Below are 26,727 nucleotides of genomic sequence, written 5' to 3' on the forward strand. Positions count from 1 at the left end.
GCGCCGTGCGGCCGACGACGGCGGGTGCGGGCTGCCGGTACGCCGACGGGGCGATCAGGGACACCGGCAGGAGGAAGAACAGTCCACCTGCCGGAAACTCACGCGCATTGCTTAGGATTTTGAGTGATCCAGTCAATATTTTGCAGTGCCGAGGTGACAGGTTTCTAGCAGGTGACGCTTTTGTCAACGGTCCTCACACGGGCACCACCTGTGCGCCCGGTGTCCGCGCAGCTCAGCGCCGCCGACCGCGTCGCGGGACGGGACCGCGGGGCACGAGGGGCCCGCGTCCGGAGGCCGCAGGCCCGAGTCCGAGGCCACGGGCTCCGCGACCTCTACGAATCGGTCTCGATCCCGGCCGCCGACCGGGCGGTGGCGGCGGCCGGGTCATCATGAGGCCATGCACAGGCCGCCCCGCCCGCCCTCCCCCGACTGGTTCACAGCCGACGACTCGACCGTGAACGTCGCTCTCGTCTACCCGATGCGGGGCCCCCGGGATCTTCGGTCCCACCTGCCAGTCGTGCGCGCGGCCGGCCGCCGGGGAGGTCAACAGGGCGGGTGGCGTCCTGGGCAGGGAGCTGCGGCTCCTGGAGGTCGACGGTGGCGGTGGCACGGGACGTGGAGGCGCTCGTCTCGACGGGAACCGTGCACGCTGTCACCGGCTGGCACATCTCCTCCGTACGGGAGGCGCTGGCACCACGGATCGCGCACCGGGTGCCGTACGTGTACACAGCCCTGTACGAGGGCGGCGAGCGCACCGAGCTGGAGATCGACACCGTCCGGTCGGGCTACGACCGCGCCACCGTGCTGCACGGAGTCACCCTGACCGTCCCGGGGAACGGCGTCGCGGCCGTCCTCGGCCACAACGGCGCCGGCAAGAGCACGCTCCTGCGCACCGTGATGGGCCTGATCAAGCCCAGGAGCGGGAGCGTCCTGCTGGACGGCGAGGACATCACCCGCCTCGCCCCGCACCGGCGGGTGGCCCGTGGGATGGCGTACGTACCGCAGGGCCAGCAGTCCTTCCCGCACCTCACGACCGCCGAGAACCTGCGACTCGTCGCCGACGGCCGCCCCTACGGCAAGGAGGCCGTCGCGGAGGCGCTCGACCTCTTCCCCGTACTGCGCGAGCTGTCCGGCCGCCGTGCGGGACTGCTCTCCGGTGGCCAGCGCCAGCAACTGGCCATCGCGCGCGCCCTGGTCACGCGTCCGCGCCTGCTGCTGCTCGACGAGCCGACCGAGGGTATCCAGCCGTCCGTCGTCGCCGAGATCGAGGAGACGGTCCTGTCCCTCGCCCGGCGCGGCGGAATGTCCGTGCTCCTGGTCGAGCAGCACGTCGGCTTCGCCATGCGCGCCGCACAGCACTACCACGTGCTGGAGGCGGGCCGTGTGACGTCGTCCGGCGAGGGCGGGACGGGAGCGGAACGCACGGTCCGGGAGGCGCTCAGCGTGTGAGGGCGTGTGCCGTCGGCCGGCGCGCCCGGTTCCCGCGACGCCGGTTCCGCGCGGTGCGGGGAGGGCCGATCGCTTACGTTCCCGTGACGTGCCGCCGCGGAAGCGGGCGGGGCGCCTCCGAGCGGCCTACCGTGTGCCGCATGCGTGTACTGGTCACCGGCGGCGCCGGATTCATCGGTTCGGAAATCGTGCGGGCCCTCGTGTCGGCCGGCCACGAGGCGGTGGTGCTGGACGCCCTGCTCCCCTCGGCGCACGGCAGCGGCGCGGTACCGCACCGCGGCGACGGACTGATCGTGGCGGACGTGCGCGACCGGAAGGCAGTGGACGGTGCGCTGGCCGGCATCGACGCGGTGTGCCATCAGGCGGCGATGGTCGGTCTCGGCAAGGACTTCGCGGACGCCCCGGACTACGTGGGGTGCAACGACGTCGGGACGGCGGTGCTGCTCGCCGCGATGGCCTCGGCGGGGGTGCGGAGTCTGGTCCTCGCCGGATCGATGGTGGTCTACGGGGAGGGCCGGTACGACTGCCGGGACCACGGCCGGGTGAGGCCGGGGCCGCGCGCGGAGTCCGATCTCGCAGCGGGCAGGTTCGAGCCCCGCTGCCCCTCCTGCGACACGGCGCTGGTTCCCGGCCTCGTCGGTGAGGACGCCCCGGTGGACCCGCGCAACGTCTACGCGACGACGAAGCTCGCGCAGGAGCACCTCGCCTCGTCCTGGGCGCGCGCGACGGGCGGCCGCACGGTATCGCTGCGCTACCACAACGTGTACGGGCCGGGGATGCCCCGCGACACCCCGTACGCCGGAGTGGCCTCCTTCTTCCGTTCGGCCCTGGCCAGGGGCGAGTCGCCGCGGGTGTTCGAGGACGGGGGCCAGCGGCGCGACTTCGTCCACGTACGGGACGTGGCCGCCGCGAACGTCATGGCGCTGGAGGCGGTGGCCGGGCGTGGTCCGGGCACCTTCACCGCGTACAACACCGGGAGCGGACAGCCGCACACCATCGGGGAGATGGCCACCGCCCTGGCCGTGGCGCACGGCGGGAAGGCACCGGTGGTCACCGGCGAGTACCGGCTCGGGGACGTACGCCACGTCACGGCGGACTCGCGGCGGCTGCGCGAGGACCTGGGCTGGAGGCCCGGGGTGGGCTTCGCCGAGGGGATGGCGGAGTTCGCCCGGGCCCCGCTGCGGGATTCGTCCGCCGGCCTGCCCGTCTGAGGCTCAGACCGCCGGAAGGGTCACCTCGAAGCAGCAGCCGCCGGTGACGTTGCGGACCTCCGCCCGGCCGGAGTGCGCCTCGACGATCCCGCGCACGATGGCGAGTCCGAGACCGGCGCCCGCCGGGGGCGTACGCGCGTGGCTGCCCCGCCAGCCCGTGTCGAAGACCCTGGGCAGGTCCTCCTCGGGGATGCCGCCGCAGCCGTCGGTCACCGAGAGCACCACCCCGCCGTCCGCACGGTGTGCGGCCACCGCGACCGTGCCGTCGGCCGGGGTGCGGCGGATCGCGTTGATCAGGAGGTTGCCCAGGACCCGGCTCATCTCCTTGCCGTCGACCTCCACGGGCACGGCCTCGATCCGGTCGCCGACCAGCCGCACGCCGTGCTCACGGGCCAGTGGGTCGGCGACCGCGAGCGCGTCCCCCACCAGGTCGTACACGGAGATCCGGGTGGGGATGAGGGGGAGCGAACCCGCGTGGATGCGGGAGAGCTCGAAGAGATCGCCGACCATGTCGTTCATCCGCTCCACCTCGGTGCGTATCTGCCGCAGGTAGCGCCGCGAGTCGACGGCCATGCCGTCCTCCAGGGCCTCGGACATGGCCCGCAGACCGGCGAGCGGGGTCCGCAGGTCGTGCGAGATCCAGGCGACGAGCTCACGCCGCGAGGCCTCCAGGGCGCGCTCCCGCTCGCGTGAACTGTCGAGCTTGGCGCTGGTGACGGCCAGTTCGCGGGTGAGCGCGGCGAGTTCGGCGTTGGCCGGGGTCTCGGGGGCCGCGAAGCTGCCCCCGTCACCGAAGGACCGGGCGGCGAGCGTCAGCTCGCGGCTCCGTGCCGCCACCCAGCGACCGAGCAGCATCGCGGTGGCGAGCGAGACGACGGCGGCCATGGCGACCACGGTCGTGACCACCGTCAGGTCGTGCGGCGACAGGAACATCGCCCAGGCCACGGCCAGTGTCCCGGCGAGCATCGCGGTGACGGCCACGGCGGCCACGACGGTCACCGAGACGACGAGCGAGCGGTGCCGGGAGAGCCGGAGCACCAGTGCGCCGAGCAGTCCGGCCGCGGCGGCGCCCAGGAAGGCGAGGAGCGCGATGAGGAGGGTGTCGGTCATGACGGCGTTCCCGATCCGGCGTCGTGGGGCGCCGTCGTGCCCGCGCCGCGTTCCGGGGGGAGGTCCAGTCGGTAGCCGACGCCCCACACCGTGCGGATCAGCTCCGGGTGGGCCGGGTCGGCCTCCACCTTCCCGCGCAGGCGACGGATGTGGACGGTCACCGTCGACAGGTCTCCGAAATCCCAGCCCCAGACCTCGCGCATCAGTTCCTCCCGGGTGAAGACCCGGCCCGGACGGCCCAGGAAGAAGGCGAGCAGGTCGAACTCCCTGAGGGTGAGGGCCAGCACACCGCCCTGGCACGTCGCGCGCCTGGCCGCGAGGTCGAGGGTGATCCCGCCGCCTGCCAACGGGGCCGGACGGTCGGTGGGTACGGCGGCGGACCTGGCGCGGCGCAGTACGGAGCCGACGCGCAGGACGAGTTCGCGCGGGCTGAACGGCTTGGTGACGTAGTCGTCCGCCCCCGTCTCCAGACCGAGGACGCGGTCGTTCTCGTCGCCGCGCGCGGTCAGCATGATGACCGCCACCGGTCCGTGTGCCCGCATGCGGCGGCAGACCTCGAAGCCGTCCATGCCGGGGAGCATCAGGTCCAGGATTGCCAGGTCCGGGCGGCGGGCGGCGTACCGTTCCAGTGCGTCGGGGCCGTTCGTCGCCTGTGCCACGTCGTATCCGGCGCTGGTCAGGTATGTGGTGACCACCTCCGCGACGGTCGGGTCGTCGTCCACGACGAGGACGTGGCCCCGGGCGGGGCCGCCCGGACGCGTGCCGCGGGCCGAGGGCTCGCCGTGGGCAGTGGACTTCCCGGGGGCCGGGTCCGTGCCGTGTGCCGGGGACCGCCCCGGGGCCGGGGTCCCGGTTCCCCGGCGGTCGGCTCCACGTGCCGGGCGGGCCGGACGGTCGGGTCCGGCCGATGGCGCCCCGTCGGCGGAGGGCGAGGGGTCCGGGGTCATCTGCATGTCACCACCTTGGCACCAGCGGCGCCGCACGGCGGACCCACCTGTGCCGCCACCCGGCGACGTCCATATTTCGTAAGAACCCGGTACCCGAATTGTCGGTTTTCGCTCCGTAGGGTGAGCCGGGTGATCTCTCCTTCCGATACTTCCGCCCCCCGTGCCGACGTCGTCCTTCCGTGTCTGGACGAGGCCGCCGCACTGCCGGGTGTGCTGGCCTCGGTCCCCCGCGGCTGGCGTGCGATCGTCGTGGACAACGGCTCGACCGACGGCTCGGCGGAACTGGCGCGTTCCCTCGGCGCGACCGTGGTCCCCGAACCGCGGCGCGGCTTCGGAGCGGCCTGTCAGGCCGGGCTGCTCGCCTGCGAGGCGGATTTCGTGTGCTTCTGCGACTGTGACGGCTCCCTGGATCCCGGGCTGCTGCCCGGCTTCGTCCGCCGGGTCGCCGACGGCGAGACCGATCTGCTGCTCGGCCGCCGCCGTCCCGAGGGGCGTGGTGCCTGGCCGCTCCACGCGCGGGCGGGCAATGCGGCACTGGCCCGCATGCTGCGCCGCCGTACAGGACTGCGCCTGCACGACCTCGGGCCCATGCGGGCCGCGCGCCGGTCCGACCTGATGGCGCTCGATCTCACCGACCGGCGCAGCGGGTACCCGTTGCAGATGGTGGTGCGCGCGGCCGACGCGGGGCTGCGGGTCACGGAGACGGACGTCCCGTACCTCGCGCGGACCGGAAGGTCGAAGGTCACGGGCACATGGCTGGGAACCTGGCACGCGGTGCGCGACATGCGTGCCGTGCTCGGTGAGCCGCCTGTCCGGGCGGGGGCCTCGCTGTGAGTTCGCCCGGATCCGGCTGCGACCGGTCGGCCCCGACGGGCGCGACGGCGTTGCTCGTGATCGCCAAGGAGCCGCTGCCCGGCCGCGTCAAGACCCGGCTCACTCCGCCCTTCTCCCCCCGCGAGGCCGCACGACTGGCGGAGGCGGCCCTCGGCGACACCTTGCGGACCGTCCGCTCGCTGCCGGCCACCCGGCGCACGGTCGTCCTGGAGGGGGCGCCCGGGCCGTGGCTGCCGCCCGGCATCGAGGTGGTGGAGCAGGGCACGGGAGGTCTCGACGAGAGGCTCGCCGCCGCGTTCGGCGCCTGTTCGGGGCCGACGCTCCTCATCGGCATGGACACCCCGCAGGTCACCGCGGCCGACCTGGCCCCCGCCCTCTCCCCGGACGCCTGGGACGGCTGCGACGCCTGGTTCGGTCCCGCCGAGGACGGCGGCTTCTGGGCGCTGGGACTGGCCGACCCCGACCCGGAACTCCTGCGCGGCGTACCGATGTCCGTGCCGGAGACCGGCGCGGTGCAGCGACGGCGGCTGGTCGACGCGGGACTGACCGTGCGCGATCTGCCACGGCTGCGGGACGTGGACACGGCGGCGGACGCGGCGCATGTCGCCGCTCTCGCGCCGCACGGGCTGTTCGCCGCCGTTCTCGCCGGGCTGACCCGGGCGGCGGCTGCCCGGTGAGCCGAACGGTTCCGGAGCACGGGATGACAGGCTCCACGCAGGGGGACGCCTCTCCCTGGGGCACCGACCCGTACGCCGACGCCCTGCACAACGGGCACGGTCCGCTCTTCCTTCGCCGTACGGACGGCTGGCTGCTGCCACTGGACGTCGAGCGCTGGTGCGCCGGTGCGGACGCGACGGACCTGGCGGCGCTGCGCCGTTGCAGGGGATCCGTCCTGGACGTCGGGTGCGGGCCGGGTCGGCTGGTCGCCGCGCTGGCGGCCCGCGGTCACCGCGCGCTCGGCATCGACGTCAGTCGGGCGGCGGTCACCCGCACGCTGCGCCTCGGGGCTTCGGCCCTGCACCGTTCGGTCTTCGAGCCGCTTCCGGGCGAGGGGCGTTGGGGCACCGTCCTGCTCGTCGACGGCAACATCGGCATCGGCGGCGACCCGGGCCGGCTCCTTCGCCGCACAGCTGCCCTGGTCGCCCCCGGCGGGCTGCTCATCGCCGAGACCGCGCCCCAGGACATCGACGAACGCGCGGAGGTACGGCTGGACGACGGGCGGGCCGCCCCCGGGACCGATCCCACCCCTCATTTCCCCTGGGCGCGCCTCGGCACCCCGGCACTGCTGCGGTACGCGCAGCCGCTGGGCTGGCAGCCGGCCGATCAGTGGGAGGCCGGCGGGCGTCCGTTCGTGTCCCTGCGACGCGGCCGGGTCTCCCTGACCACCAGCGCGATTCCCGACACCGTGAACAGCACGGCCGTGATCAGCAGCCAGTTCCCGAGGAACACGTCCGGGGACAGCCCGCCGGACGGCTCGTAGCGCTCGGCCCGCCGGGTGATCAGCGGAAACCACACGAGCAGCAGGAGCCCGGAGAGGAAGGCGGGCACCCGGACGAAGTTCACCGCACCGCTGCGCCGGCCGGACCGTCGGCGCAGCAGCCGGTCGGCCGACGCGTACACGGGGACGAGCACCAGATCGTGCACGAGCGCGGCGCCGGCGAACCACACGATCACACCGAGGGTGTCACCCGCCAGCAGCCGCACACCCGCGTAGCCGGCCAGCGCGAAGGAGGCGGCCATCAACAGCAGGTGCAGGGGGCCTTCGCCGTACCGGCGCCGGACCATGGTGCGTGCTGCCGTCCTGTTCACAACTCTCCGAAGGTCAGCCGGGACACCCATTTGGTGTTGAGTACGCCGGGGGCTGCCGGGACGATGATCCGTGCCGGGTATCCGTGATCGGGTGACAGCGCCTCGCCGTTGACGCCCAACGCCAGCAAGGCGCGCGGATCGGCGACCTGGTTGTCGCGCAGCGCGGCCCGGCGGAACGACCCCCGTCGCTGTACGGACTCCACCAGCAGCCCCGGCGCGCCGTCCGGGTACCCGGCGAGCGCCGCCAGGTCCTTGAGCCGTACGCCGCGCCACCACTGGTCCGAGGTGGACCAGCCTTCCACGCACGCGATCGGGAGCGCCGCGCTGTGCTGCTCCATGGCCAGCAGTTGGCCGCGGGTGAACCGGAGGTCCCCGGCCGGCCCGCTGACCGTGAGCAGCCAGTCCGCTCCCGTATCGGCCGCCGTGACGCCGACCGAGGCGGCGGTCTTGTTGATCTGGAAGCCGTTGGGGCCGGAGCCCGGCTCGGCGGCGCCGTGCGGGGTGAGCACGGCGAGTCGCCGCAACGGCCCGTCGAAGCTCCGCCCGGCGGAGGTGATCAGCAGGACCAGTGAACCGGCGCCCACCATGGCCAGCGCTCCCCGGCGGGACAGCGTCGGCGCGGCAGGGGTGGGGGACTCCAGCGTGTCGCCCCGGACCGCCCCGTTCAGCCCGCCCGACCGCAACACCCGTACGGCCTGCGGCGCCCGGAGCACCGCATGGGCGAGGAACGCGGCGAAGAACACCCATGCCCCGTAGAAGTGCAGCGGGTAGAACGAGCCCGGGAACAGGTACTCCAGCTGGATGTTGAGGAGCCCGGTGACGAACTGGAACAGTGCCCCGCCCACCAGGAGCAGCAGGGACAGCCGCTCCAGCGCGTGTCCGACGGACCTGGCGGGCGGCAGCGCGAAGAGTCTGGGCACCACCGACCAGAGCTTGGCCAGCAGGACCGGGACGAGCACGATCCCGACGGTGACGTGCAGCCCCTGCGTCAGCCGGTACAGCCAGTGCGGCCGGGTCGGCCAGTCGAAGAGGTAGAGGCCGAGCAGCCCTTTGTCCGGCGTCTTGTCGTTGACCGGGTTCAGGTCGGGGTTGTAGGCCGCGTACGACAACAGACCCGTCACGAAGAGCAGCGTGATCCCGACGAGCAGGACCAGGCCGAGCACCGCGGTGAACCGCACCCCGCGCACCGGGCTGCGCCAGAAACCCGGCGCCGACGGAAACCGTTCGAGGACTGTCGTGGCACGTCCGGAGACGGCACGGAGACCGGTGGCTGGATGATGCGGATTTTCCTGATGGCTGTCGCCCATGTCCCGACGCTATGCCCGCGAAAGGGGAGTGGGACGGTTGCGACCCCTGACGAAACGGTGACGTCACCCCTCGCGGCGTACGCACCCGGCGCCCGGGCCGGCCGTTCCGGCGGAGACCGGAATCTGACGGTTCGGTGACGCGCCCCGCCGACAGCCGTCCCCAGGGGCTTGTCGTGCGTACGGTGCCTGCGTGAAGACCGTGGACCCCACCGAACACGCCACCGAATCGCTCCCCGCACAGCGCTCCGGGCACCGCCGCGACCTGGCCGCCGCCGGCGCGGGCGTCGTGCTGGTCGCGGCCGCCGTGCTCATCGGGCGGGCCGTCGAGAACGCCGACCACACCCTCTACGTACGCTGGCCGCCGCTGCTCGCGACCTGGTACCCGCACCTGGGACCGGGCACATGGGCGGCGCCCACCGTCGCCGTGGCCGTCATCGCCTACGGTCCCGTACTCGCCGACCGGCTGCGTCTGAGGGCGCTGCTCCTCAGCTGCTACGCCGCCTCCCTCGCCTGGGTGTTCTCCCTCGCGATGATCGACGGCTGGGACCGGGGCATCGCGCTGCGCCTCACCACCAAGCACGAGTACCTGAGAGTCGTCGGCCGCTTCGAGGACATCGGCGCCGCTCTCCACGGCTTCAACGACCACATCCTGGTCGGCCCGCCGGGCAACTGGCCAGCCCATGTGGCCGGGCACCCGCCGGGTGCCACCCTCACCTTCGTCCTGCTCGACCGCGTCGGGCTCGGCGGCGGTGCGTGGGCGGGGGTCTGGTGCGTCGTGACCGGCGCGTCCGCGGCGGTGGCCGTCCTGATCGCCGTCCGCGCCCTGGCGGGCGAGCACATCGCGCGGCGCGCCGCGCCGTTCGTCGTCCTCGCACCTGTCGCGGTCTGGGCCGGCACCTCGGCCGACGGCTACTTCACCGCGGTGGCCGCGTGGTCCGTCACCCTGCTGGCCCTGGCCGCGACCCGGACGGCCCGCAGCCCTGGGGCCGCCGCACTGGGCGCGGGCCTCCTGTTCGGGCTGACCTGCTACCTGAGTTACGGTCTGACGCTCATCGCGCTCCCGCTCCTCGCCGTACTCGTGCTCAGCCGCACGGCCCGGCCGCTCCCCCTCTTCGTGCTGGGAGCTCTGGTGGTGCCGGTGGCCTTCACACTCGCGGGCTTCAACTGGTGGGAGGCGTACCACCTGCTCGTCGAGCGCTACTACCAGGGGGCGGGAGGGCTGCGGCCCTACTCCTACTGGGTCTGGGCCAACCTCGCCTGCGCGGCGATCGCCGTCGGCCCGGCGACGCTCGCGGGACTGCGCCGGACCGCGGCTGCCTCGCCCCGAGCCGTACGCACCCTGCGGACCGGGACGACGACCGCGCCGCTGCGTCTGACCCTGCTCGTACTCGCGGCGTCCCTGGCCCTGTCGGCCGCGGACCTGTCCGGCATGAGCAAGGCGGAGACGGAACGGATCTGGCAGCCCTTCCTCCTCTGGCTGCTGCCCGCCGCCGCGCTCCTCCCCGCACCGCGGCCACGGGGCTGGCTGACCGCGCAGGCCGTTGTGGCCCTGGCGGTCAACCACCTGCTCTGGACGGGCTGGTAGCCGCGGTACGGACGGACCTTGCCGGGGCCGGCCACCCGATCGGGCTCAGGCACACCGGGACGGGGACCGGCGGAGCATCGCCCGAGCCGCGCGTTTCCGCGCACGGATCCTGTCCGATTCCGTCGTCGTACGGCGCGGCCGGCCGTGGGACACGCCGACGTCCGGCGTCGGCCGACAGCCACCGCGTCCGGCCCGACGGGCCCCGGCGCCCTTGGTGTACGGCGATTCCGCCGCCCCCGGCCCCGTGGGCAGGTGACCGCCGGAGCCGAACCCTGCGCTCTGCGGGACGCGTTGGCGATCGCGGCTGAATCAAGAGGGTACCCGGACAAACATCACGCGGCCGCGATCATCGTATCGAGTTAATGTCGGCTACTTCCCTTGGCCCTCAGGGCGATGCGGCCATTAGTGTTCTTCTCGATCTGGACGGGTTCCCGTTCATACACCCCGCTTCCCTCCTGTTGCCCCGTTGCGTCCGCATACGCGGTCCATCGCCCTGCCCAAGGAGAGCTTGTTCCGATGACTGTTGAATCCAGCCCGGAAGTGCAAACGGAGCTGCCCCGGCAATCAAGCCTGGGTACGGCGGCTGCCCGTAACCTCGCCACCACGGCCAAGTCCGCCCCTCAGATGCAGGAGATCACCTCCCGCTGGCTGCTGCGCATGCTCCCCTGGGTGGAGACCCAGGGCGGGGCGTACCGGGTGAACCGTCGCCTGACCTACACCGTCGGCGACGGAAGTGTGGAGTTCGTCCAGGAAGGCGCGGACGTCCGGGTGATCCCCCGTGAGCTCGGTGAACTGGGCCTGCTGCGGGGCTTCGACGGCGAGGAGGTGCTGACCGCCATCGCCGATCGGTGCGTCCAGCGCGACTTCCGCGCCGGCGAGACACTGGTCGAGCGCGGAGCACCCGCGGACAAGCTCCATCTGATCGCCCACGGCCGCATCGGTCAGACCTCCGTCGGCACCTACGGCGACGAGGTGACTCTGGACGTGCTCGCCGATGGCGACCACTTCGGAGAGAACGTCCTGCTGGACGAGGACGCCCGGTGGGAGCACACCGCGACCGCCGAGACCGCGGGGACGCTGCTCACCCTGTCACGCTCCGACTTCGCGGCCGTGCTGTCCACCGCGCCGAGCCTCCGTTCCCACGTCGAGGAGTTCTCGTCACTCTCCGGCCGACGGCAGAACCACCGCGGCGAGGCGGAGATCGCGATGTCGGCCGGCCACGTGGGTGAGCACGAGCTGCCCGGTGCGTTCGTCGACTACGAACTGAAGCCGCGTGAGTACGAACTCTCGGTCGCCCAGACCATTCTGCGGATCCACACGAGGGTCGCCGACCTCTACAACGGGCCGATGAACCAGACCAAGGAGCAGCTCAGGCTCACCATCGAGGCGCTGCGCGAGCGCCAGGAGCACGAGCTGATCAACAACCGGGAGTTCGGCCTGCTCCACAACGCCGACTTCAAGCAGCGCATCCAGACGCACTCCGGCCCGCCGACCCCGGACGACATGGACGAACTGCTGTGCCGTCGCCGGGGAACGAAGTTCTTCCTCGCGCATCCGCGGACGATCGCGGCGATCGGGCGTGGGTTCAACGCGTACGGGATCTACCCGGACCACGTCGACCTCGGCGGCCAGCAGGTACCGGCCTGGCGCGGAGTCCCGATCCTCCCGTGCAACAAGATCCCCGTCACGAAGGAGAGGACCAGCTCGATCCTCGCCATGCGTACCGGCCTGGAGAACCAGGGCGTCGTCGGCCTGCACCAGACCGGACTGCCGGACGAGTACGAACCGGGTCTGTCGGTCCGCTTCATGAGCCTCGACGAGAAGGCGATCACGTCCTACCTCGTCAGTACCTACTACTCCGCCGCCATCCTCGTGCCGGACGCGGTCGGCGTGCTGGAGAACGTGCAGATCGCCCGGCGACCCCGGTAACGGCCCCGGCCCGGAGGGCTTGGTGCGACACCCCGAAGCCCTCGGGGGGAGTCGTGCGTGCCCCGGAGGGCTTCGGGACAGCCGACCACCCCACCAAGGAGCCTTGGATGCCCGCGCCTGAGCTGCCACCGCCACAGTCCCGCCTGCCAGAGGCCGCCGCCCTCCTCGGGGTGCACGTACTCGATGCCGCCGCCCGCGCCCGTGACATCGGCGCCGCCACCGGGGGCCCACCCGGCGCGCCTCCCCTGCCCGCCCCGCCCGCGGTCTCCACGCCCGCTCCACCCCTTACCGCCCCACCCCTTCCCGCCGTGCCTCTTCCCGTCCCGCACCCTCCCGCCGTGCCCCTTTCCGCCGCGCCCGCGAAAGGCACCCCTGCGGGCGGGGTGCCGGCACCGGACGCCGACGTGGAACGGGTCCTGCGGGGGCCCAGCGGCCTGGGCACCGCGGGCCTGCGCCTGTTCCCGCGGGAGCGACCACCGGTGCCCGCGGTCCCGTCGGCGGACACTGCGGAGGGCACACCGGTCCCGGGCCTCTACTACCACCCAATCCCCGAGCCCGACCGCGTGCGGGTCCAGGAGGTCAGCCGGAGGATCAAGTCCTGGGCACTGGACGAGGTCTCCCTGTATCCCGACGACTGGGAGGAGGAGTTCGACGGGTTCTCCGTGGGCCGCTACATGGTCGCCTGCCATCCGGACGCGCCCACGGTCGACCACCTGATGCTCGCCACACGCCTGATGGTGGCCGAGAACGCCGTGGACGACTGCTACTGCGAGGACCACGGGGGCTCGCCCGTCGGCCTCGGCGAGCGTCTCCTGCTGGCGCACACCGCTCTCGATCCCCTGCACACCACGAAGGAGTACGAGCCGCAGTGGGCGGAGTCGCTCCACGCGGACGCGCCCCGGCGCGCGTACCGCTCCGCCATGGACTACTTCGTCCGAGCGGCCAGCCCCTCCCAGGCTGACCGTCTCCGGCACGACATGGCCCGGCTGCACCTGGGGTACCTGGCCGAAGCGGCCTGGGCGCAGCTGGACCACGTCCCGGAGGTGTGGGAGTACCTGGCGATGCGTCAGTTCAACAACTTCCGCCCCTGCCCGACCATCACCGACACGGTCGGCGGCTACGAACTCCCGGCGGACCTGCACGCGCGGGCCGCCATGCAGAGGGTCATCGCCCTCGCCGGGAACGCGACGACCATCGTGAACGACCTGTACTCGTACACCAAGGAACTCGACACACCGGGCCTGCACCTGAATCTGCCCGTCGTGATCGCCGCGCGTGAGGGCCTCTCCGACCGGGACGCCTATCTGAAGTCGGTCGAGGTCCACAACGACCTCATGCACGACTTCGAGACCGAGGCCTCGGCTCTGGCCGCCGTCTGCCCCGTCCCGGATGTGCGGCGCTTCCTGCGGGGCGTCGCCACCTGGGTCGACGGCAACCACTACTGGCACCGGTCCAATGTCTACCGCTACAGCCTGCCCGATTTCTGGTAAGAGAATGGATTCACCTGTGACACACACCGAACTCACCACGACCTCCACCGCCCTGCGTATCCCGGGCCCGACGACGCCCTACCAGGGGGACATCGCCCGCTACTGGGACGGTGAGGCCAGGCCCGTGAACCTGCGTCTCGGCGATGTGGACGGCCTCTACCACCACCACTACGGCATCGGCGACGTCGACCATGACGCCCTCGCCGACACCGAGGACGGCACGGGCGAGAAGAAGCTGATCGCCGAGCTCCACCGGCTGGAGTCGGCGCAGGCCAACTACCTCCTGGGGCACCTCGGCGACATCGGCGATGACGACACCCTGGTGGACGCCGGCTGTGGCCGCGGCGGATCGATGGTGATGGCGCACCAGCGCTTCGGCTGCAAGGTCGAAGGGGTCACGCTGTCGGCCAAGCAGGCGGACTTCGCCAACCGTCGTGCCCGCGAACTCCGCGTCCAGGACCGCGTCCGCGCGCGCGTCTGCAACATGCTCGACACGCCTTTCGAGACGGGGTCGGCGGCTGCCTCGTGGAACAACGAGTCCAGCATGTACGTGGACCTGCACGACCTCTTCGCCGAACATTCCCGCGTCCTCGAGGTCGGCGGTCGCTACGTGACCATCACCGGTTGCTGGAACCCGCGGTACGGCCAGCCCTCGAAGTGGGTCTCGCAGATCAACGCGCACTTCGAGTGCAACATCCACTCGCGCCGGGAGTACCTGCGCGCCATGGCCGACAATCGCCTCGTGCCGACGGCCGTCGTCGACCTCACGCCCGACACCCTGCCCTACTGGGAACTGCGGGCCACGTCTTCGCTGGTCACCGGAATCGAGGACGCGTTCATCAGTTCCTACCGGGACGGGTCCTTCCAGTACCTGCTCATCGCAGCGGACCGCGTCTGATCTGACGGCGTACGGGGAGGGTCCTTCTCGAAGGGACGGACCCCCGGGCTACGGGAAGCTCGCACACCGCTCGGGCCAGCCTGCCTTCGGCCGTTCCAGCGCGCCTTCGGCGGTTCTAGCCTGCCTTCGGCGGACTCTGCGCGTCGAAGGCGAAGAGGGTGTTCTCGGTCGCGGCCACGATCACAGCACGCCCCACAAGGGTCACGCGCGGGCTCGCGCCCTGGTCGCCCGACAGACCGTCGGCCTGCGGGTCCGTGCTCCACAGAGGTCTGCCGTCCTGCGCCGACAGCGCGACCACCCGGCCGGTGGCCGAGCTGAAGTACAACGCGTCCGCTCCCGCGACGGGACCCGACGCACCCTCCACGCCCATCTGCCGCGACCACTTCTTCCGTCCGGTCCCGGGGTCGAGCGCCGTGACGAGACCGGTCTGCCCGCTCACGTAGACGGTGCCGTCCGCCATGCCGGGCGTACCCTCGTACGCCTCTGCCAGACGGGAGTACGTGACCTTCCGGGACGCCGGGTCGACCCGCGCCACCCCGTCGTAGCCGGCTGGCGCCGGTCCCTGCATGTATTCCTGAAGAAGTACGAGCCTGCCCCCGGCGACACCCACCGGCACGACGGGGCCGTCGACCGCGATGGGCCTGCCCAGGGTCCCCGAGGCGAGGTCGACCGTGTACAGGGTGGGGTTGCGCACCTCCAGCGCGTCCAATTCCGCGTCCGCGGCGCACATCGCCAGGACCTGGGCGCCCATCGCGACGGGAGCGCACCGTGTGTCCACGGGGAACGACGTCGTCCAGATGACCTCGCCGCTGTGTGCGTCCCGGGCCTCGAAGCGGGAGTTGGAGGCGTCGACCGTCACGACGGCCGAGCCGGCCACGACGGCGTCCTGGGTCCGGCCGGTGACGGCCGTCGACCAGGCACGCGACGGCACGGACCACAGCTCGCGGCCGTTGTCCGCGTCGATGGCCACCACCTCGCTGGCCGGGTCCCCGGGGGCGTCCTCGGCGGCGAAGCGGTAACCGACCACCGTGTCGTCGGTGGCACCCACCAGGTGCATGCCCTGGACCGGGACGCCCGGGCTCTTCACCGTCCACACCCGTGAGCCGTCCACGGCCCTGATCCGGGTCGCGACGACACCGCCGCCCCCGCAGAACACCGCGTCGCCGCGCGCGACGCAACGCAGCTCGTCGGGGATGTCCTCGCGACCGCCCCGCACGGTCTTGCGCCACGGCTCGAAGCCATCCGGAAGCACGGCACCCGGCGCCGCGACGCTGTCGCCCTTGTCGCCACCGCCGGTCCCCCCGGAGCCGCCCGCCTGCAGCGCGGCGACTCCCCCGCCGATCGCCGCCACCGCGACCGCTGCCGCGAGCACAGGACGCCACCGGCGACGCGGCCGACGGCCGCCAGGGGTGTCGGCGCTCCCCGTGCGAGGGCTCTCGGCGTCGGTGCTCCCCGTGTCGGGGCTCTCGGCGTCGGGGACGCCCGGGGTGTGCGGTGCCGGGGTGTGCGGTGCCGGGGTGTGGTGCTGGGTGACCATGTCGCGGGTGCGGCTCGCGCCGACCCCGTCGGCCCCACCGAGGTCGGCCGGCAGGTCCCGCAACAGCACGAGGAGTTCGTCCGCCGAGGGGCGTCCGTCGGGCTCCTTTTCCAGACACGCCTCCACGACCGCGCGCAGAGCCGCCGGCACGGCACCCAGCGACGGCTCCTCGTGCACCACCTGATAGGCCGTCAGGTATGGGCTGTCCGCGTCGAAGGGCCCGCGGCCGGTCGCCGAGTACACCAGCAGCGTCCCCAGCGAGAAGACATCGGATCGCGGCCCCACACCACGCGGCGCCTGCAACTGCTCCGGCGACATGAAGGGCGGCGTACCGATGACCCGTCCGGTCATCGTCAAAGTCTGCTGGTCCACGGCGCGCGAGATACCGAAGTCGATGACCCGCGGGCCCTCGGGCGAGAGCACGACGTTCGAGGGCTTCAGGTCACGGTGGACGACCCCCACCCGATGGATGTCACGCAGCGCCTCCGCCAGCCCGATGGCGAGCCTTCTCAGCTCCGCCCCCTTCAGCGGACCCTCCGCGGCGATGCGCTGGGCGAGCGTGTGGCCCTGGATGTAGGTCGTCGCCATCCATGGCTGCTCGGCCTCAGGGGCGGCATCCACCACCGCGGCGGTGAACGCGCCACTCACCCGCCTCGCGGCCGCCACCTCCTGCCGGAAACGGATGCGGAATTCCTCGTCCGCCGCGAACTGCTGGTGGATCAGCTTGATCGCGACAGGCCGCCCCGAACTCGTACGGGCCAGAAAGACCGTGCCCATGCCACCCGAGCCGATCCGGGCCTCGAGCGGATAACCGCCGATCTCGGCTGGATCACCTGCGCGCAGCGACACTCTCCCCGACCTCCCGTCCCCCGTGCATCCCTGCCGCCACGGGCCCGTGTACCTGTCCCGCACACAAACTAGCCGCAGGGAGGTACGGCAGAGCGAAGCGGGTGATGAACAGAGCGTCAGGAGCCGCTCCCGTGCCAGGCGTGCGAATCCCACAGCGGCCCGTCGACCCAGGAGGCCTCAGCCTCACCTGGCGGTTGCGAACACCCCGATTCACCGGTCCGGTGAGCTGCGCAACGCACCTCACCGGACCTCTACGACAGGTCGGCGATCTGGCCTGACCCCCCGCCTCGACCGCGGGGAAACAGGCGGCGCGGCCTGGGTCCGGAGCTGTCCGGCGTGTGAACCGTCCCGGTTCCCTCGGTTTGGTACCTTTCACTGGACACGAAAATCGATCGAATGTTCGCTTTCGGGATCTTCGGCAGGTCTGTTGTCGGCAGTAGACGCTCGCGTTCTCCGACGTGCGCGTGCCACTCAATCGGACCGGGTGAAAGCTCATGGCAGGAACCGACCACGAGAAGGCGCTGGACACCGCGCTCGCACAGATCGAGCGGAAGTTCGGCAAGGGCGCGGTGATGCGCCTGGGTGAGCGGCCGAACGAGCCGATCGAGGTGATCCCCACCGGATCGACCGCGCTGGACGTGGCGCTCGGTGTCGGCGGTCTGCCGCGCGGCCGTGTGGTGGAGGTGTACGGGCCGGAGTCCTCCGGCAAGACGACGCTGACGCTGCACGCCGTGGCGAACGCGCAGAAGGCCGGCGGATCGGTGGCCTTCATCGACGCCGAGCACGCCCTCGACCCCGAGTACGCGAAGAAGCTCGGCGTCGACACCGACAACCTCATCCTCTCCCAGCCGGACAACGGCGAACAGGCTCTGGAGATCGTCGACATCCTGATCCGCTCCGGCGCGATCGACCTGATCGTCATCGACTCCGTCGCGGCACTGGTGCCCCGTGCGGAGATCGAGGGCGAGATGGGCGACTCCCACATGGGTCTGCAGGCCCGCCTGATGAGCCAGGCGCTCCGTAAGATCACCAGCGCGCTCAGCCAGACGAGGACGACGGCGATCTTCATCAACCAGCTCCGCGAGAAGATCGGTGTGATGTTCGGCTCGCCGGAGACCACGACCGGTGGCCGGGCGCTGAAGTTCTACGCGTCGGTGCGTCTGGACATCCGGCGTATCGAGACGCTGAAGGACGGTACCGACGCCGTCGGTAACCGCACCCGCGTCAAGGTCGTCAAGAACAAGGTCGCGCCGCCGTTCAAGCAGGCGGAGTTCGACATCCTCTACGGCCAGGGCATCAGCCGTGAGGGCGGCCTGATCGACATGGGCGTGGACCACGGCTTCGTCCGCAAGGCCGGCGCCTGGTACACGTACGAGGGCGACCAGCTCGGTCAGGGCAAGGAGAACGCCCGCAACTTCCTCAAGGACAATCCCGATCTCGCCGATGAGATCGAGAAGAAAATCCTGGAGAAGCTCGGCATCGGGGTTTCGGCGAAGGCCGTGGTCGCCGAGGACACGGGCACCGCCCCGGTCCCCGATGCCGCGCGGACCTCGACGGGAGAGGCCGCCTGACAGGCATGGGCACGGCCCGGGTGGAGTTCAGGCTTCCGACGCGTTCGGCATCACGGCGGGCTCCACGGCCTTGATCCGCTCGTGCTCCCTGTTCCGTGCCGGGAACCCGCTCGTGCGCGTCCGGTCGTCACCAGCCCTTGCGTGAAGTGCGGAGGACATCGCGCTCGGCAGGCAGATCGACGACCGCGTCAGGGTCCGGCTGGTCGGGAGCGGCCGGACAGGACGCCTTGGTCCCCTGCGCACCATAGGGCGCGGGGCGACGAAGCAAGCCCCGACCGAGAGCCGCGCACACACTCCCCCGGCCACCAGGCGGCCGTCACAGGCGCACAGCGACCGCGCCCGTGCGGCTATCTCAGCAGCGCACATCGGCCGACATCTTCTCGAGCACAGCGGTGCCGTGCGCCGGCCCACTCGGCCCCCCACTGCGCTCCGGTGAGCCGTCCGGGCCACCGGACCCTCCGGCATACGCTCCTGGACCGGCGATGGCAGGGACTACGGGTGCCGTGTCGATGAGCGACCGGAGGGCTGAAGCAGGGGCGGAGCCGCACACCAGGACCGGTAGGGCCTGGGGCCTTTCCGAGTTCCAAGCTGATCGGTCGACGGTTCCGGCGTCAGTCCGGAGTGCCTCTGCCGACGAGGAGGTGGGGGTACTCCACCTCTTGGCGGGTACCCGCGTACCCAGGCGCGTCGATCGCGGCTCGCCGGGGGCATCGGCCCTTCGATGCGGTGGGAGAGTAAATGAGGCTTCGTGACTTTGCTCAGGCCACAGCATCCTCGTGGTCCGCCGAGGTGCTGGGTGGCCGGTATCGTCTGGACGAGCTCCTCGGCTCAGGCGGTGCCGCGGATGTCCATCGAGGTTTCGATCTTCGGTTGCGTCGACCGGTAGCGGTCAAGGTCTTCCGTCCCGACGCCGGGGTCGGCATGGAGGAGACCTGGCACAGCGAAGCGGTGATCCTGGCCCGGCTGCACCATCCCGGGCTTGTCACCGCCTACGACACCGGGCAACACGATGGACGCGCCTTCCTGGTCATGCAACTGATCCAAGGTGACACGCTGAAGACCCGGATCACTGAGGGACCTCTGCCACCCGACGTGACTGCCGCAATCGGCGCGGACCTCGCGCACGCGTTGGCTCACGCCCACGAAACGGGAATCGTCCACCGAGACGTCAAGCCGTCCAACATTCTCCTGGATGCCAGGGGCCGCCCCCATCTCGCCGACTTCGGCATCTCCCGGCTGCTGGACACCACCGCGCGCACCGCGACCGGCACACTCATCGGCACCGCGGCCTACCTCGCCCCCGAGCAGGTCCTGGGCGAGCCGGTCGGCCGGCCCGCCGACATATACGCCCTCGGTCTGGTGCTCCTCGAATGCCTCAAGGGCAGGCTCGAGTACGATGGAGGCCCCCTTGAAGCCGCGATGGCGCGCCTGCACCGAAGCCCGGTCCTGCCTCCCTCTCTGCCGGAACAACTGAGCGTTCTGCTACGAGACATGACCGCCCTGGACGACCAGAACCGCCCAACGGCCCGTCACTGCGCGGATTCCCTGATGGCGCTGGTCGACGAGGCACACTTCGCACCCGGACCGTCGGCGCCCGCGACCAGCCTCATCGGCAGCAACGGGTCATCGCGGACGGCCGAGGACACGCGCACGAATCCGATGTCCCGTAGAGAACGGGCTGCTCCCCGGACCTCGCCTGCGCGGGGTCGCACCCTCATGGCGGGTGCGACCATCGCACTCGCCGCCGTCACGGCTACCGTCCTCTCCGTCACCGGCAGCTCCGCGCCCCATGAGGGTGATCGAAGCACGACCAGGGCTACCGGCGCCGCCACCGCAGGAGATCCCGCCGGCAGCGCGGGGCGGAAGAAGTCCGACACCACACCCACGGTTGCGCCGCCCTCTGCGCTCACCGACTCCGCCAACATGCCCCCTCGGCACACTGACGGACAAACCGTCCGCCCTGATTCGCAAGGCCCGAAAGGTAAATCCGCCGTCGACAAAGGCGCGAACAGCTCATCGGGCAAGGCGGCGCGAGCCACACCGAACACATCCGCAGCGGCAACACAGGGGGGCACGCCGACCGCCGCGCCACACAGGCCGCCTGGCCAAGCAAAGAAGACAGGAGAGGCCACGGACAGGGCTCAGCAGGAGAAGGCCGACAAGAAGGCGCCGTAACACCGAAAGTGCGATGCCCTGGAGAGCCCGGCCCCTTCGCCGTCTGGGACGGCCTGATCCCCGCCAACAGGCCCGCCCGTACCTACCGGGTTCGATTCCGTAACAGGCTGTGCTGGAAGATGAACCTCCGGAGGGTTCGTCGAGGCCCGTGTCCGATCCCGCGGCTGATGGATGCTCGGCTGCTGCGTGAGCTCGTCATCGTGTTCAGATCGTCCGTGGCGCCAGGGGCGTACGACCTGGCCCCTCCGGCCCCCCATCGCCTCGCGTAGTCGGAGCCGGTAGACGCGCCCAGGCGGCCGGGTCTGTGATGGGTAGCTGCGAGGACTCGACTGCGCCGCCCTCGGCGTACGGTCGCGGGCTTGTCACGGCCTGGGCGGGTCGTCTTCAGCGCTTCGCTCCGGCGCATCCTCGGTACCGGGGTCTGCCCAGGGGAGGGTCTGGGGGTGTTCTCTGTCCCGGGTGGCGACCGGAAGCGGTGTGCCGTACTTGCGTTCGGTATCTGTTCAGGGTTGTCTATGCCACAACCGGGGGCTGCAGTATTCGTCGACGTCTGGAGAAGAATTGCCGCTCGCCATTGCCCTTGTTGTTGCCGAGGGCGAACTGGACAGCGAGTCCGCCCGCCCGTTGCGGGAAGGTCTCGAACGGGCCGCGGCCGACCACGACGCCATCGTGCTCGAGGCGAGCGGGGTGACGTTCGCCGACTCCTCCTTTCTGAACCTGCTTCTGCGCGTCAACCAGGCCGCCCCCCTGCGTATCGCCGCAGCCTCCGCCCCGGTGCGCCGATTGCTCGAAATCACAGGGGCGGACCGGATACTGCGGGTGCACCCGGATGTCGACGCCGCCCGGGAAGCCCTGAGCCGCGGCGAGTAGGCCGCGGCCCGGCCTAGCCCTGCGATGCACGGCCACGCCAGGTGTGAGCCACGTGTTCACGCTGAGGGATTGGTCAGGGCCCTGACTGCCCCGGGCGGGTGCGCACGAGTGCGAGGACCACGATTGCGCAGCCCCCGTGCCCCCGTACCAGAGGGTTGTCAGCGCCGCGGGTTATGGTGCGGGCGCGGATGCCGGAGCGTATAGGCGGCCGGGCAACGGGCAGGCGAGATGCCATGGAAGAAGGCATTGATGATGGATGACATCCTTGCGGATCTGGCTGAGGACGACTACCCGCGTCCGCTGACAGCCGTCCTCGTGCTGAATGAGAACGGGGCCGGCATCTCTCAGGCCCGCCATTTCGCGGCCGGTTTCCTGAACACGTTGAGAGACCAGCACGAGGTCGATGTCACCACCGAGGCTCTGGAGATCACCCAACTGATCGTCAGTGAACTGGTGACCAACGCACGCAAGTACGCCCCTGGCCCAGCTCTCCTGAGACTCCAGATCGTCGGGCCGACCCTGCGTCTCGACGTCTGGGACAGCGCTCCCGTGCTGCCCGAGGCCCGAAGCGCGGATCCAGAGCGCGTCGGGCAGCACGGCTTGGAAATCATCACGGCGCTCGCCGAGACCATAAACGTACGCTCCGCCCCACCGGGAAAGTGGGTCACCGCCCACATCAGCCTCGGCACAGATCCACGAGACACCGCGACCTGATGCGCCTTCCAGCGTTCGGGACGCTCCGGCTCCATCGCGGAGCGCGGCCGAGCGACCGCCACCTCTGACCAGCCCGGCGTCGCCAACGGGCTGACCGTATTGCACTCGGGCCCCATGACCCAGCCCTGCCCATTGGCGAGCCGTCAGGGCGAAGTCGCCGGATACTACTTCCCTCGTACGGCCGCGGTTCAGCGAGGCCATCACGTCGCACGTCGTCGGCGGCGGGGCGTATCGGCTTCGGCGGGCGACCGTTCGGCAGGAGTGGTCTTTCGTGTCGGCAGCTCGCCCCGGGTGACGGCGAGGCCGGCCCCGACGAGCAGGACCACCGCACCCGCCCCCCTGCAGCCAGCCGAAGGATTCGCCCAGGAGCAGCGTGGAGCACGGCGGGGAAACCGCCGATCAGCACGACATTGCCCACCTTCTCCGGTCGCGCGTCGGCGGCCAGCCAAGCCAGGCTCGACACGGCGGAATGCCCCACCACCAGGGGCTTCCCATGCGCCGCGTCAACGGCGGCGACAACTGCTGCCAGCTGATCCTCGAGCGTCGCGAATATGGTTCGGTGGAACGAACGTCGACAATGTGGACCGGCAGGTGCGGTTGAGCTTCCTGGGCTGACCGAGATCGCTCCCAGAGGTTGTGCCGCCTCCGTATCATGCGTGCGCGAGCGGCCGTCTCATAGTTCGCAGCACGGGCGCTCGCCTGAACCCGCTGTCAGGGCCTCCCAGTAGCGTGCCGGCCACCAGATCCGACTCCTCTCCGGGAGAAAAACCTTCGGACAGGCTGTGGCGGGCAGGCGTCGGCGCCAGTTGGACGGTGGGCCGGATGTCGGGGTGGTCGAGCACGCGAAGGGCCCCGGCGCTTTCGCGCCGAGGCCCTGATGAGATGGGTGCGCCGATCCGGAACGGCGCACCGCGGGCTGGGTTTCGGCGGTCCGCCGTCCCTCTCTAGACGAGTGTCATCGCGTAGATCTCGACGCGGGAGTCGTCCGGCAGCGAGACCGAACGGACCGTCTTGCCCCCGTCGAGCTCGGCGGCCATACCGAAGAGCCGAATGGACGGCCCGTCGACACCGCTGCCACGCTTGATGCGGTGCGGCATGTCGAGGACGACCGTGCCGCCGTCCGGCGCGGAGCCCGCCCAGTCGCCGAACGTCACCGGTGCCTCCATGCTGCTGCCGTCCGTGTAGTGCACGGTCAGTGTGGTGGTCACAGGACCGTTGTGCGCCGAGCCGACCAGCCGCAGCGCACTGTGCTGTCCGGCGGGCAGCAGGAGGGCCTGCCCGCTTGCTTCGAGAAAGTTGTTCGCCGTGCCGGTGGGGTCCGGCGCGTGGTACGTCACCCCGTCCCACGTGACCGGCCCCGCCTTGGGCAGCAGGTCGCCGTCATAGCTCCAGCCATGCCCGTCGAAGTCGCCCTCGTCGGAGTTCGCCACCGTGGCCGTGCCGTCGTGGCCGAGGTCCGCGCGCAGGTCCACTGCGCACTGCCCGTTCGCCTCACTCGCGCAGGTCGTGGCGGCTCCCACCGCGACGGTGGCCTTGCGCGTGACCGAGTTCGTCCCTCGGCCCGCGACCTTCACCTCCACCGGGTAGGACCCGGCCGCGACGCCCGGCGGCACGGTGATGTCGAGCGACACCTTCTTCTGCACCGGGAGACGACCGGAATCGATCACAAGTGGTGAACGCTGTGCCGTCGTGACCTTCCAGCCGCTGGGCACCTTCGCCGTGACCGACACGTTCAGCTTGCCGGGTGCCTGCCCGAGGACGTCCAGCGTGAACTTCGCGATCTGTGCGGCGTCACCCGTGGGGACGACCGCCGAGGCGGGACGCAGCGACGCGTCGACGTGCTTGCGGCTGTCGGGGGACGCCTGGTTGACGGAGGGCGGCTGGGCGCCCTTGCCCGTGCCCCATGAGGAGGGGGAGGTCCCGAGCCGGTGGGCAAGGGTTCCGCCGTGCGCGAGCTTGTTCCAGCTCAGCCAGGTCTGGGGTACGTCCCGGCCGTTCAGGGCCACGCTCTGCACGTACCGCTTCGTGTCGCTCGCTCCGGGTGCCTCGATCGTCAGCGTGCCGCCCTGCCCCTTGGTGCCGGACGCCTTGGGGTAGCTGCCGATCCGGACGGTCGCCGACTCGAACTGCGGGCTGGACACGGCCAGGAAGTCGCCGCCGCTCATCGTCGGGTAGAGGCCGAGGGAGGAGAAGACGTACCAGGCCGACATGGTGCCCAGGTCGTCGTTGCCCGTCATCCCGTCCGGCCCGTTGGTGAACAGCGTCATCGCCGCACGCACCACGGTCGCGGTCTTCGCCGGGGCGCCGACCCAGTTGTACATGTACGGGGCGTGCAGGTCCGGCTCGTTGTTCGGGTTGTACGTCGGCTTGCCGTAGTAGTCGTACGGCTGCGAGATCCAGTCGTTCCGAGCGGTGCCCGCCGGGTCGGTGAGCAGTTTGTCGTGGACGAAGAAGGAGTCGAGCCGCTTCTCGGTGGCGCTCCGGCCGCCCATCAGGCTGACGAGACCAGCCGGGTCCTGCGGTACCAGCCACTGGTACTGGTACGCGCCGCCCTCATGGAACTGGTGCGCCGCCTCGACCGGGTCGTACGGCGTGAGCCAGGTGCCGTCGGCCGTCCGCGGCCGGAACTGCTGGATCGAGGAGTCCCACAGGTTCCGGTACCACTGCCCGCGCGCGGCGAACATCCGGGCGTCCGACTTGTGTCCGAGCTTGTCGGCCATCAGCGCGAGCGACGCATCGGCGGCGGAGTACTCCATCGTCGCCGACGCCGGGTGCTTGCAGTCGTTGTCGCCGCCCTTGTCCGCGCAGTCCTTGCCGAGCTCGAGTCCTGACGGGATGTAGCCGCGCTCGGTGTAGTGGTCCGATCCCGAGCGTCCGTTGTACGGCGAGTCGGCGGGCGGGGTGCTGGTCGCGTTCTTCTTCAGCAACGCGTAGGTCTCTGCCTCGTGTCCGGCGAGCAGCCCCTTCGACCAGGCCTCTACGAGGAAGGGCGTGACCGGGTCACCGGTCATGATGTTGGTCTCGCTGTTGGCGAGCGCCCAGCGGGGCAGCCAGCCGCCGTCCCGGCCGGCCGCGACGACCGACAGCGCGACGTCCCGGGCGACCTTCGGCTCCAGCATCTGCAGAAGCTGGTTCTGCGGCCGGTAGGTGTCCCAGAGCGAGAAGTTCTGATACGGCGTGTAGTCCTTCGCCGTGTGCGTCTTGTTGTCGAACCCCTGGTACATGCCGTCGACGTCACCGGCGAGGTTCGGGTGCAACTGGCTGTGGTAGAGCGCGGTGTAGAAGGCCTTCTGCCGGTCCGCCGCGCCTCCGCCGACCCGGATGGAATCCAGCTGCTTCTTCCAGGTGTCCTGCAACGCCTTGCGCGTGCCGTCGAAGTCGAAGGACTCCTTGGTCTCCGCGGCCAGGTTCTTTCGGGCGCCCTCCACACCGGTGTAGGACAGCCCCACCTTGAGGACGGCGTCCCGGTCGGTGGTCGCGTCGAAGGTCACCCAGGCGCCGTTCTGGCCGCCTCCCTCCGCGTCGCGGGTGCCGGGCTCGGGGTCTGCGCCGTCCCACGTGCCGTAGGCCTTGAAGGGCCGGTCGAAGGTGGCGCTGAAGTACACCGTGTGCTCGTCGTGCCCGGCGCAGAAGCCCCCGGCGTGCACCCGGCCCTCGATGGTGCGGTCGCCGACGACGTGCACCTCGGAGTCCAGCACGGACTGGTTGGCCTTGCCCGTGTTGAACAGGACGTTGGCCGAACCGGTGGAGGGGAAGGTGTAGCGCTGCCACCCGGTGCGCTCGGTGGCGGTGAGTTCCGCGTCGACGTCGTACTTCTTCAGTCCCACCCGGTAATAACCGGGACTGGCCTGCTCGTCGTCGTGGCTGTACGGGGAGCGGTAGGCGTTCGGGTCCACGGAGTCGACCGCGCCCGTGGTCGGCATGATGGGCAGCTCGCCCATGACGCCGCAGCCGACGCCGGACAGGTGCGTCTGGCTGAATCCGTAGATCGAGTCCTGCTTGTAGTCGTAGCCGCCCTGGCCGCCGGTGTCCGGACTGACCTGGACCATGCCGAACGGCGCGCTCGCCCCGGGGAAGGTGTTGCCGAAGTTCTGGGTTCCGACGAACGGATTGACCAGATCGATCGGTTCCGCCTCCGAGGCGGCGGCGGGCTGGGCGATGCCGACCACTCCACCACTCACGAGTACGGCGGCCATCAGACCGGCTGTTATACCGGAAGCACGGGGACGGAACGGTCTGAAAGCAAACCGCATGGGGTATTTCCCTTCGAGTCCTGACACGACTGACAACGTTGTCAACTCTGTTCGTTGGCACCGTAACCCCCGACCGCCCCGGATGTCACTGGTTGAGCGGGGGCAAATCCTGACGCGGTGAATCGATTCTGCAGAACGGGGCGTCGACAAGTGACCTGCCTGCCCTGGCGTGCGGCCGGCCTGCGGGGC

18 protein-coding genes and 1 pseudogene are annotated in these 26,727 nt (G+C 71.0%); 13 read left to right on the forward strand and 6 right to left on the reverse strand.

Annotated features, from left to right (window positions below):
* Window positions 1-732 precede the first annotated feature (732 nt).
* Both urtE and ACFWVP_RS10975 read left to right on the forward strand, forming a co-directional pair.
* Window positions 733-1,449: an urea ABC transporter ATP-binding subunit UrtE gene (gene urtE / locus ACFWVP_RS10970; protein ID WP_384495867.1), complete on the forward strand. Its 717-nt coding sequence runs from the start codon at window positions 733-735 to the stop codon at window positions 1,447-1,449.
* A 140-nt stretch (window positions 1,450-1,589) separates the two neighbouring features.
* Entirely contained in the window at window positions 1,590-2,660 is a 1,071-nt protein-coding gene (locus tag ACFWVP_RS10975) for an NAD-dependent epimerase/dehydratase family protein (protein WP_384495528.1), read from the forward strand.
* A 3-nt stretch (window positions 2,661-2,663) separates the two neighbouring features.
* On the opposite strand, the gene ACFWVP_RS10980 is transcribed toward ACFWVP_RS10975, so the two are convergent.
* A complete protein-coding gene (locus tag ACFWVP_RS10980) occupies window positions 2,664-3,770 on the reverse strand; it encodes a sensor histidine kinase (protein ID WP_384495530.1) in 1,107 nt (368 codons plus the stop codon).
* Window positions 3,767-4,717, reverse strand: a complete 951-nt coding sequence (locus ACFWVP_RS10985) for a response regulator (RefSeq protein ID WP_384495869.1) — start codon at window positions 4,715-4,717, stop codon at window positions 3,767-3,769. Before ACFWVP_RS10985 ends, ACFWVP_RS10980 begins: the two co-directional genes overlap by 4 nt.
* A 129-nt stretch (window positions 4,718-4,846) precedes the next feature.
* On the opposite strand from ACFWVP_RS10985, the gene ACFWVP_RS10990 reads away from it, so the two are divergent.
* The 3 genes from ACFWVP_RS10990 to ACFWVP_RS11000 are packed head-to-tail and all read left to right on the forward strand — an operon-like array spanning window position 4,847 to window position 7,031.
* Window positions 4,847-5,551 carry a glycosyltransferase family 2 protein gene (locus ACFWVP_RS10990; RefSeq protein ID WP_384495532.1) on the forward strand — a complete coding sequence of 235 codons (705 nt, stop codon included), beginning with the start codon at window positions 4,847-4,849 and terminating at the stop codon, window positions 5,549-5,551.
* Window positions 5,548-6,228 carry a DUF2064 domain-containing protein gene (locus ACFWVP_RS10995; RefSeq protein WP_384495533.1) on the forward strand — a complete coding sequence of 227 codons (681 nt, stop codon included), beginning with the start codon at window positions 5,548-5,550 and terminating at the stop codon, window positions 6,226-6,228. Before ACFWVP_RS10990 ends, ACFWVP_RS10995 begins: the two co-directional genes overlap by 4 nt.
* Window positions 6,229-6,251: 23 nt before the next feature.
* Complete coding sequence (locus ACFWVP_RS11000; protein ID WP_384495535.1) at window positions 6,252-7,031, forward strand: class I SAM-dependent methyltransferase; 780 nt, start codon at window positions 6,252-6,254, stop codon at window positions 7,029-7,031.
* A gap of 325 nt (window positions 7,032-7,356) precedes the next feature.
* Here ACFWVP_RS11000 and ACFWVP_RS11005 read toward each other — a convergent pair whose 3' ends face one another.
* Entirely contained in the window at window positions 7,357-8,667 is a 1,311-nt protein-coding gene (locus tag ACFWVP_RS11005; RefSeq protein ID WP_384495537.1) for a molybdopterin-dependent oxidoreductase, read from the reverse strand.
* A gap of 190 nt (window positions 8,668-8,857) precedes the next feature.
* Between ACFWVP_RS11005 and ACFWVP_RS11010 the strand changes: the two genes are divergently transcribed.
* From ACFWVP_RS11010 to ACFWVP_RS11025, 4 genes are all read left to right on the forward strand, one after another.
* Window positions 8,858-10,252 carry a hypothetical protein gene (locus ACFWVP_RS11010; RefSeq protein WP_384495539.1) on the forward strand — a complete coding sequence of 465 codons (1,395 nt, stop codon included), beginning with the start codon at window positions 8,858-8,860 and terminating at the stop codon, window positions 10,250-10,252.
* Window positions 10,253-10,768: 516 nt separating this feature from the next.
* A complete protein-coding gene (locus tag ACFWVP_RS11015) occupies window positions 10,769-12,181 on the forward strand; it encodes a family 2B encapsulin nanocompartment shell protein (RefSeq protein WP_384495541.1) in 1,413 nt (470 codons plus the stop codon).
* A 107-nt stretch (window positions 12,182-12,288) separates the two neighbouring features.
* Window positions 12,289-13,671, forward strand: coding sequence for a family 2 encapsulin nanocompartment cargo protein terpene cyclase (locus tag ACFWVP_RS11020; RefSeq protein ID WP_384495542.1), 1,383 nt, complete (start codon window positions 12,289-12,291; stop codon window positions 13,669-13,671).
* A gap of 16 nt (window positions 13,672-13,687) precedes the next feature.
* Window positions 13,688-14,569 carry a geranyl diphosphate 2-C-methyltransferase gene (locus ACFWVP_RS11025; protein ID WP_384495544.1) on the forward strand — a complete coding sequence of 294 codons (882 nt, stop codon included), beginning with the start codon at window positions 13,688-13,690 and terminating at the stop codon, window positions 14,567-14,569.
* 115 nt (window positions 14,570-14,684) lie between these two features.
* On the opposite strand, the gene ACFWVP_RS11030 is transcribed toward ACFWVP_RS11025, so the two are convergent.
* A complete protein-coding gene (locus ACFWVP_RS11030) occupies window positions 14,685-16,955 on the reverse strand; it encodes a PQQ-binding-like beta-propeller repeat protein (RefSeq protein WP_384495546.1) in 2,271 nt (756 codons plus the stop codon).
* 494 nt (window positions 16,956-17,449) lie between these two features.
* On the opposite strand from ACFWVP_RS11030, the gene recA reads away from it, so the two are divergent.
* The 4 genes from recA (at window position 17,450) to ACFWVP_RS11050 (ending at window position 22,285) form a co-directional block, all read left to right on the forward strand.
* Window positions 17,450-18,526, forward strand: coding sequence for a recombinase RecA (gene recA / locus ACFWVP_RS11035; protein ID WP_384495548.1), 1,077 nt, complete (start codon window positions 17,450-17,452; stop codon window positions 18,524-18,526).
* A gap of 738 nt (window positions 18,527-19,264) precedes the next feature.
* On the forward strand, window positions 19,265-20,701 hold the full coding sequence (locus ACFWVP_RS11040; protein ID WP_384495550.1) for a protein kinase: 1,437 nt from the start codon (window positions 19,265-19,267) through the stop codon (window positions 20,699-20,701).
* Between the two features lie 561 nt (window positions 20,702-21,262).
* On the forward strand, window positions 21,263-21,571 hold the full coding sequence (locus tag ACFWVP_RS11045; RefSeq protein WP_384495552.1) for an STAS domain-containing protein: 309 nt from the start codon (window positions 21,263-21,265) through the stop codon (window positions 21,569-21,571).
* 249 nt (window positions 21,572-21,820) lie between these two features.
* Window positions 21,821-22,285, forward strand: a complete 465-nt coding sequence (locus tag ACFWVP_RS11050) for an ATP-binding protein (protein ID WP_384495553.1) — start codon at window positions 21,821-21,823, stop codon at window positions 22,283-22,285.
* Between the two features lie 382 nt (window positions 22,286-22,667).
* Here ACFWVP_RS11050 and ACFWVP_RS11055 read toward each other — a convergent pair.
* Window positions 22,668-22,832: pseudogene (locus ACFWVP_RS11055) on the reverse strand (alpha/beta hydrolase); the annotation flags it as partial.
* 397 nt (window positions 22,833-23,229) lie between these two features.
* A complete protein-coding gene (locus ACFWVP_RS11060; protein ID WP_384495555.1) occupies window positions 23,230-26,481 on the reverse strand; it encodes a GH92 family glycosyl hydrolase in 3,252 nt (1,083 codons plus the stop codon).
* Window positions 26,482-26,727 lie beyond the last annotated feature (246 nt).

The sequence above is a fragment of the Streptomyces sp. NPDC058637 genome, from assembly GCF_042717325.1.
In the GTDB taxonomy this organism is placed as follows: Bacteria; Actinomycetota; Actinomycetes; order Streptomycetales; family Streptomycetaceae; genus Streptomyces.

Excerpts from the sequence above, each read along its gene's own strand:
- ACFWVP_RS10975 (WP_384495528.1), top strand. The coding sequence starts at position 1,590 with ATGCGTGTACTGGTCACCGGCGGCGCCGGATTCATCGGTTCGGAAATC.
- ACFWVP_RS10980 (WP_384495530.1), bottom strand. The coding sequence starts at position 3,770 with ATGACCGACACCCTCCTCATCGCGCTCCTCGCCTTCCTGGGCGCCGCC.
- ACFWVP_RS10985 (WP_384495869.1), bottom strand. The coding sequence starts at position 4,717 with ATGACCCCGGACCCCTCGCCCTCCGCCGACGGGGCGCCATCGGCCGGA.
- ACFWVP_RS11000 (WP_384495535.1), top strand. The coding sequence starts at position 6,252 with ATGACAGGCTCCACGCAGGGGGACGCCTCTCCCTGGGGCACCGACCCG.
- ACFWVP_RS11005 (WP_384495537.1), bottom strand. The coding sequence starts at position 8,667 with ATGGGCGACAGCCATCAGGAAAATCCGCATCATCCAGCCACCGGTCTC.
- ACFWVP_RS11015 (WP_384495541.1), top strand. The coding sequence starts at position 10,769 with ATGACTGTTGAATCCAGCCCGGAAGTGCAAACGGAGCTGCCCCGGCAA.
- ACFWVP_RS11020 (WP_384495542.1), top strand. The coding sequence starts at position 12,289 with ATGCCCGCGCCTGAGCTGCCACCGCCACAGTCCCGCCTGCCAGAGGCC.
- recA (WP_384495548.1), top strand. The coding sequence starts at position 17,450 with ATGGCAGGAACCGACCACGAGAAGGCGCTGGACACCGCGCTCGCACAG.
- ACFWVP_RS11040 (WP_384495550.1), top strand. The coding sequence starts at position 19,265 with ATGAGGCTTCGTGACTTTGCTCAGGCCACAGCATCCTCGTGGTCCGCC.
- ACFWVP_RS11050 (WP_384495553.1), top strand. The coding sequence starts at position 21,821 with ATGATGGATGACATCCTTGCGGATCTGGCTGAGGACGACTACCCGCGT.
- ACFWVP_RS11060 (WP_384495555.1), bottom strand. The coding sequence starts at position 26,481 with ATGGCCGCCGTACTCGTGAGTGGTGGAGTGGTCGGCATCGCCCAGCCC.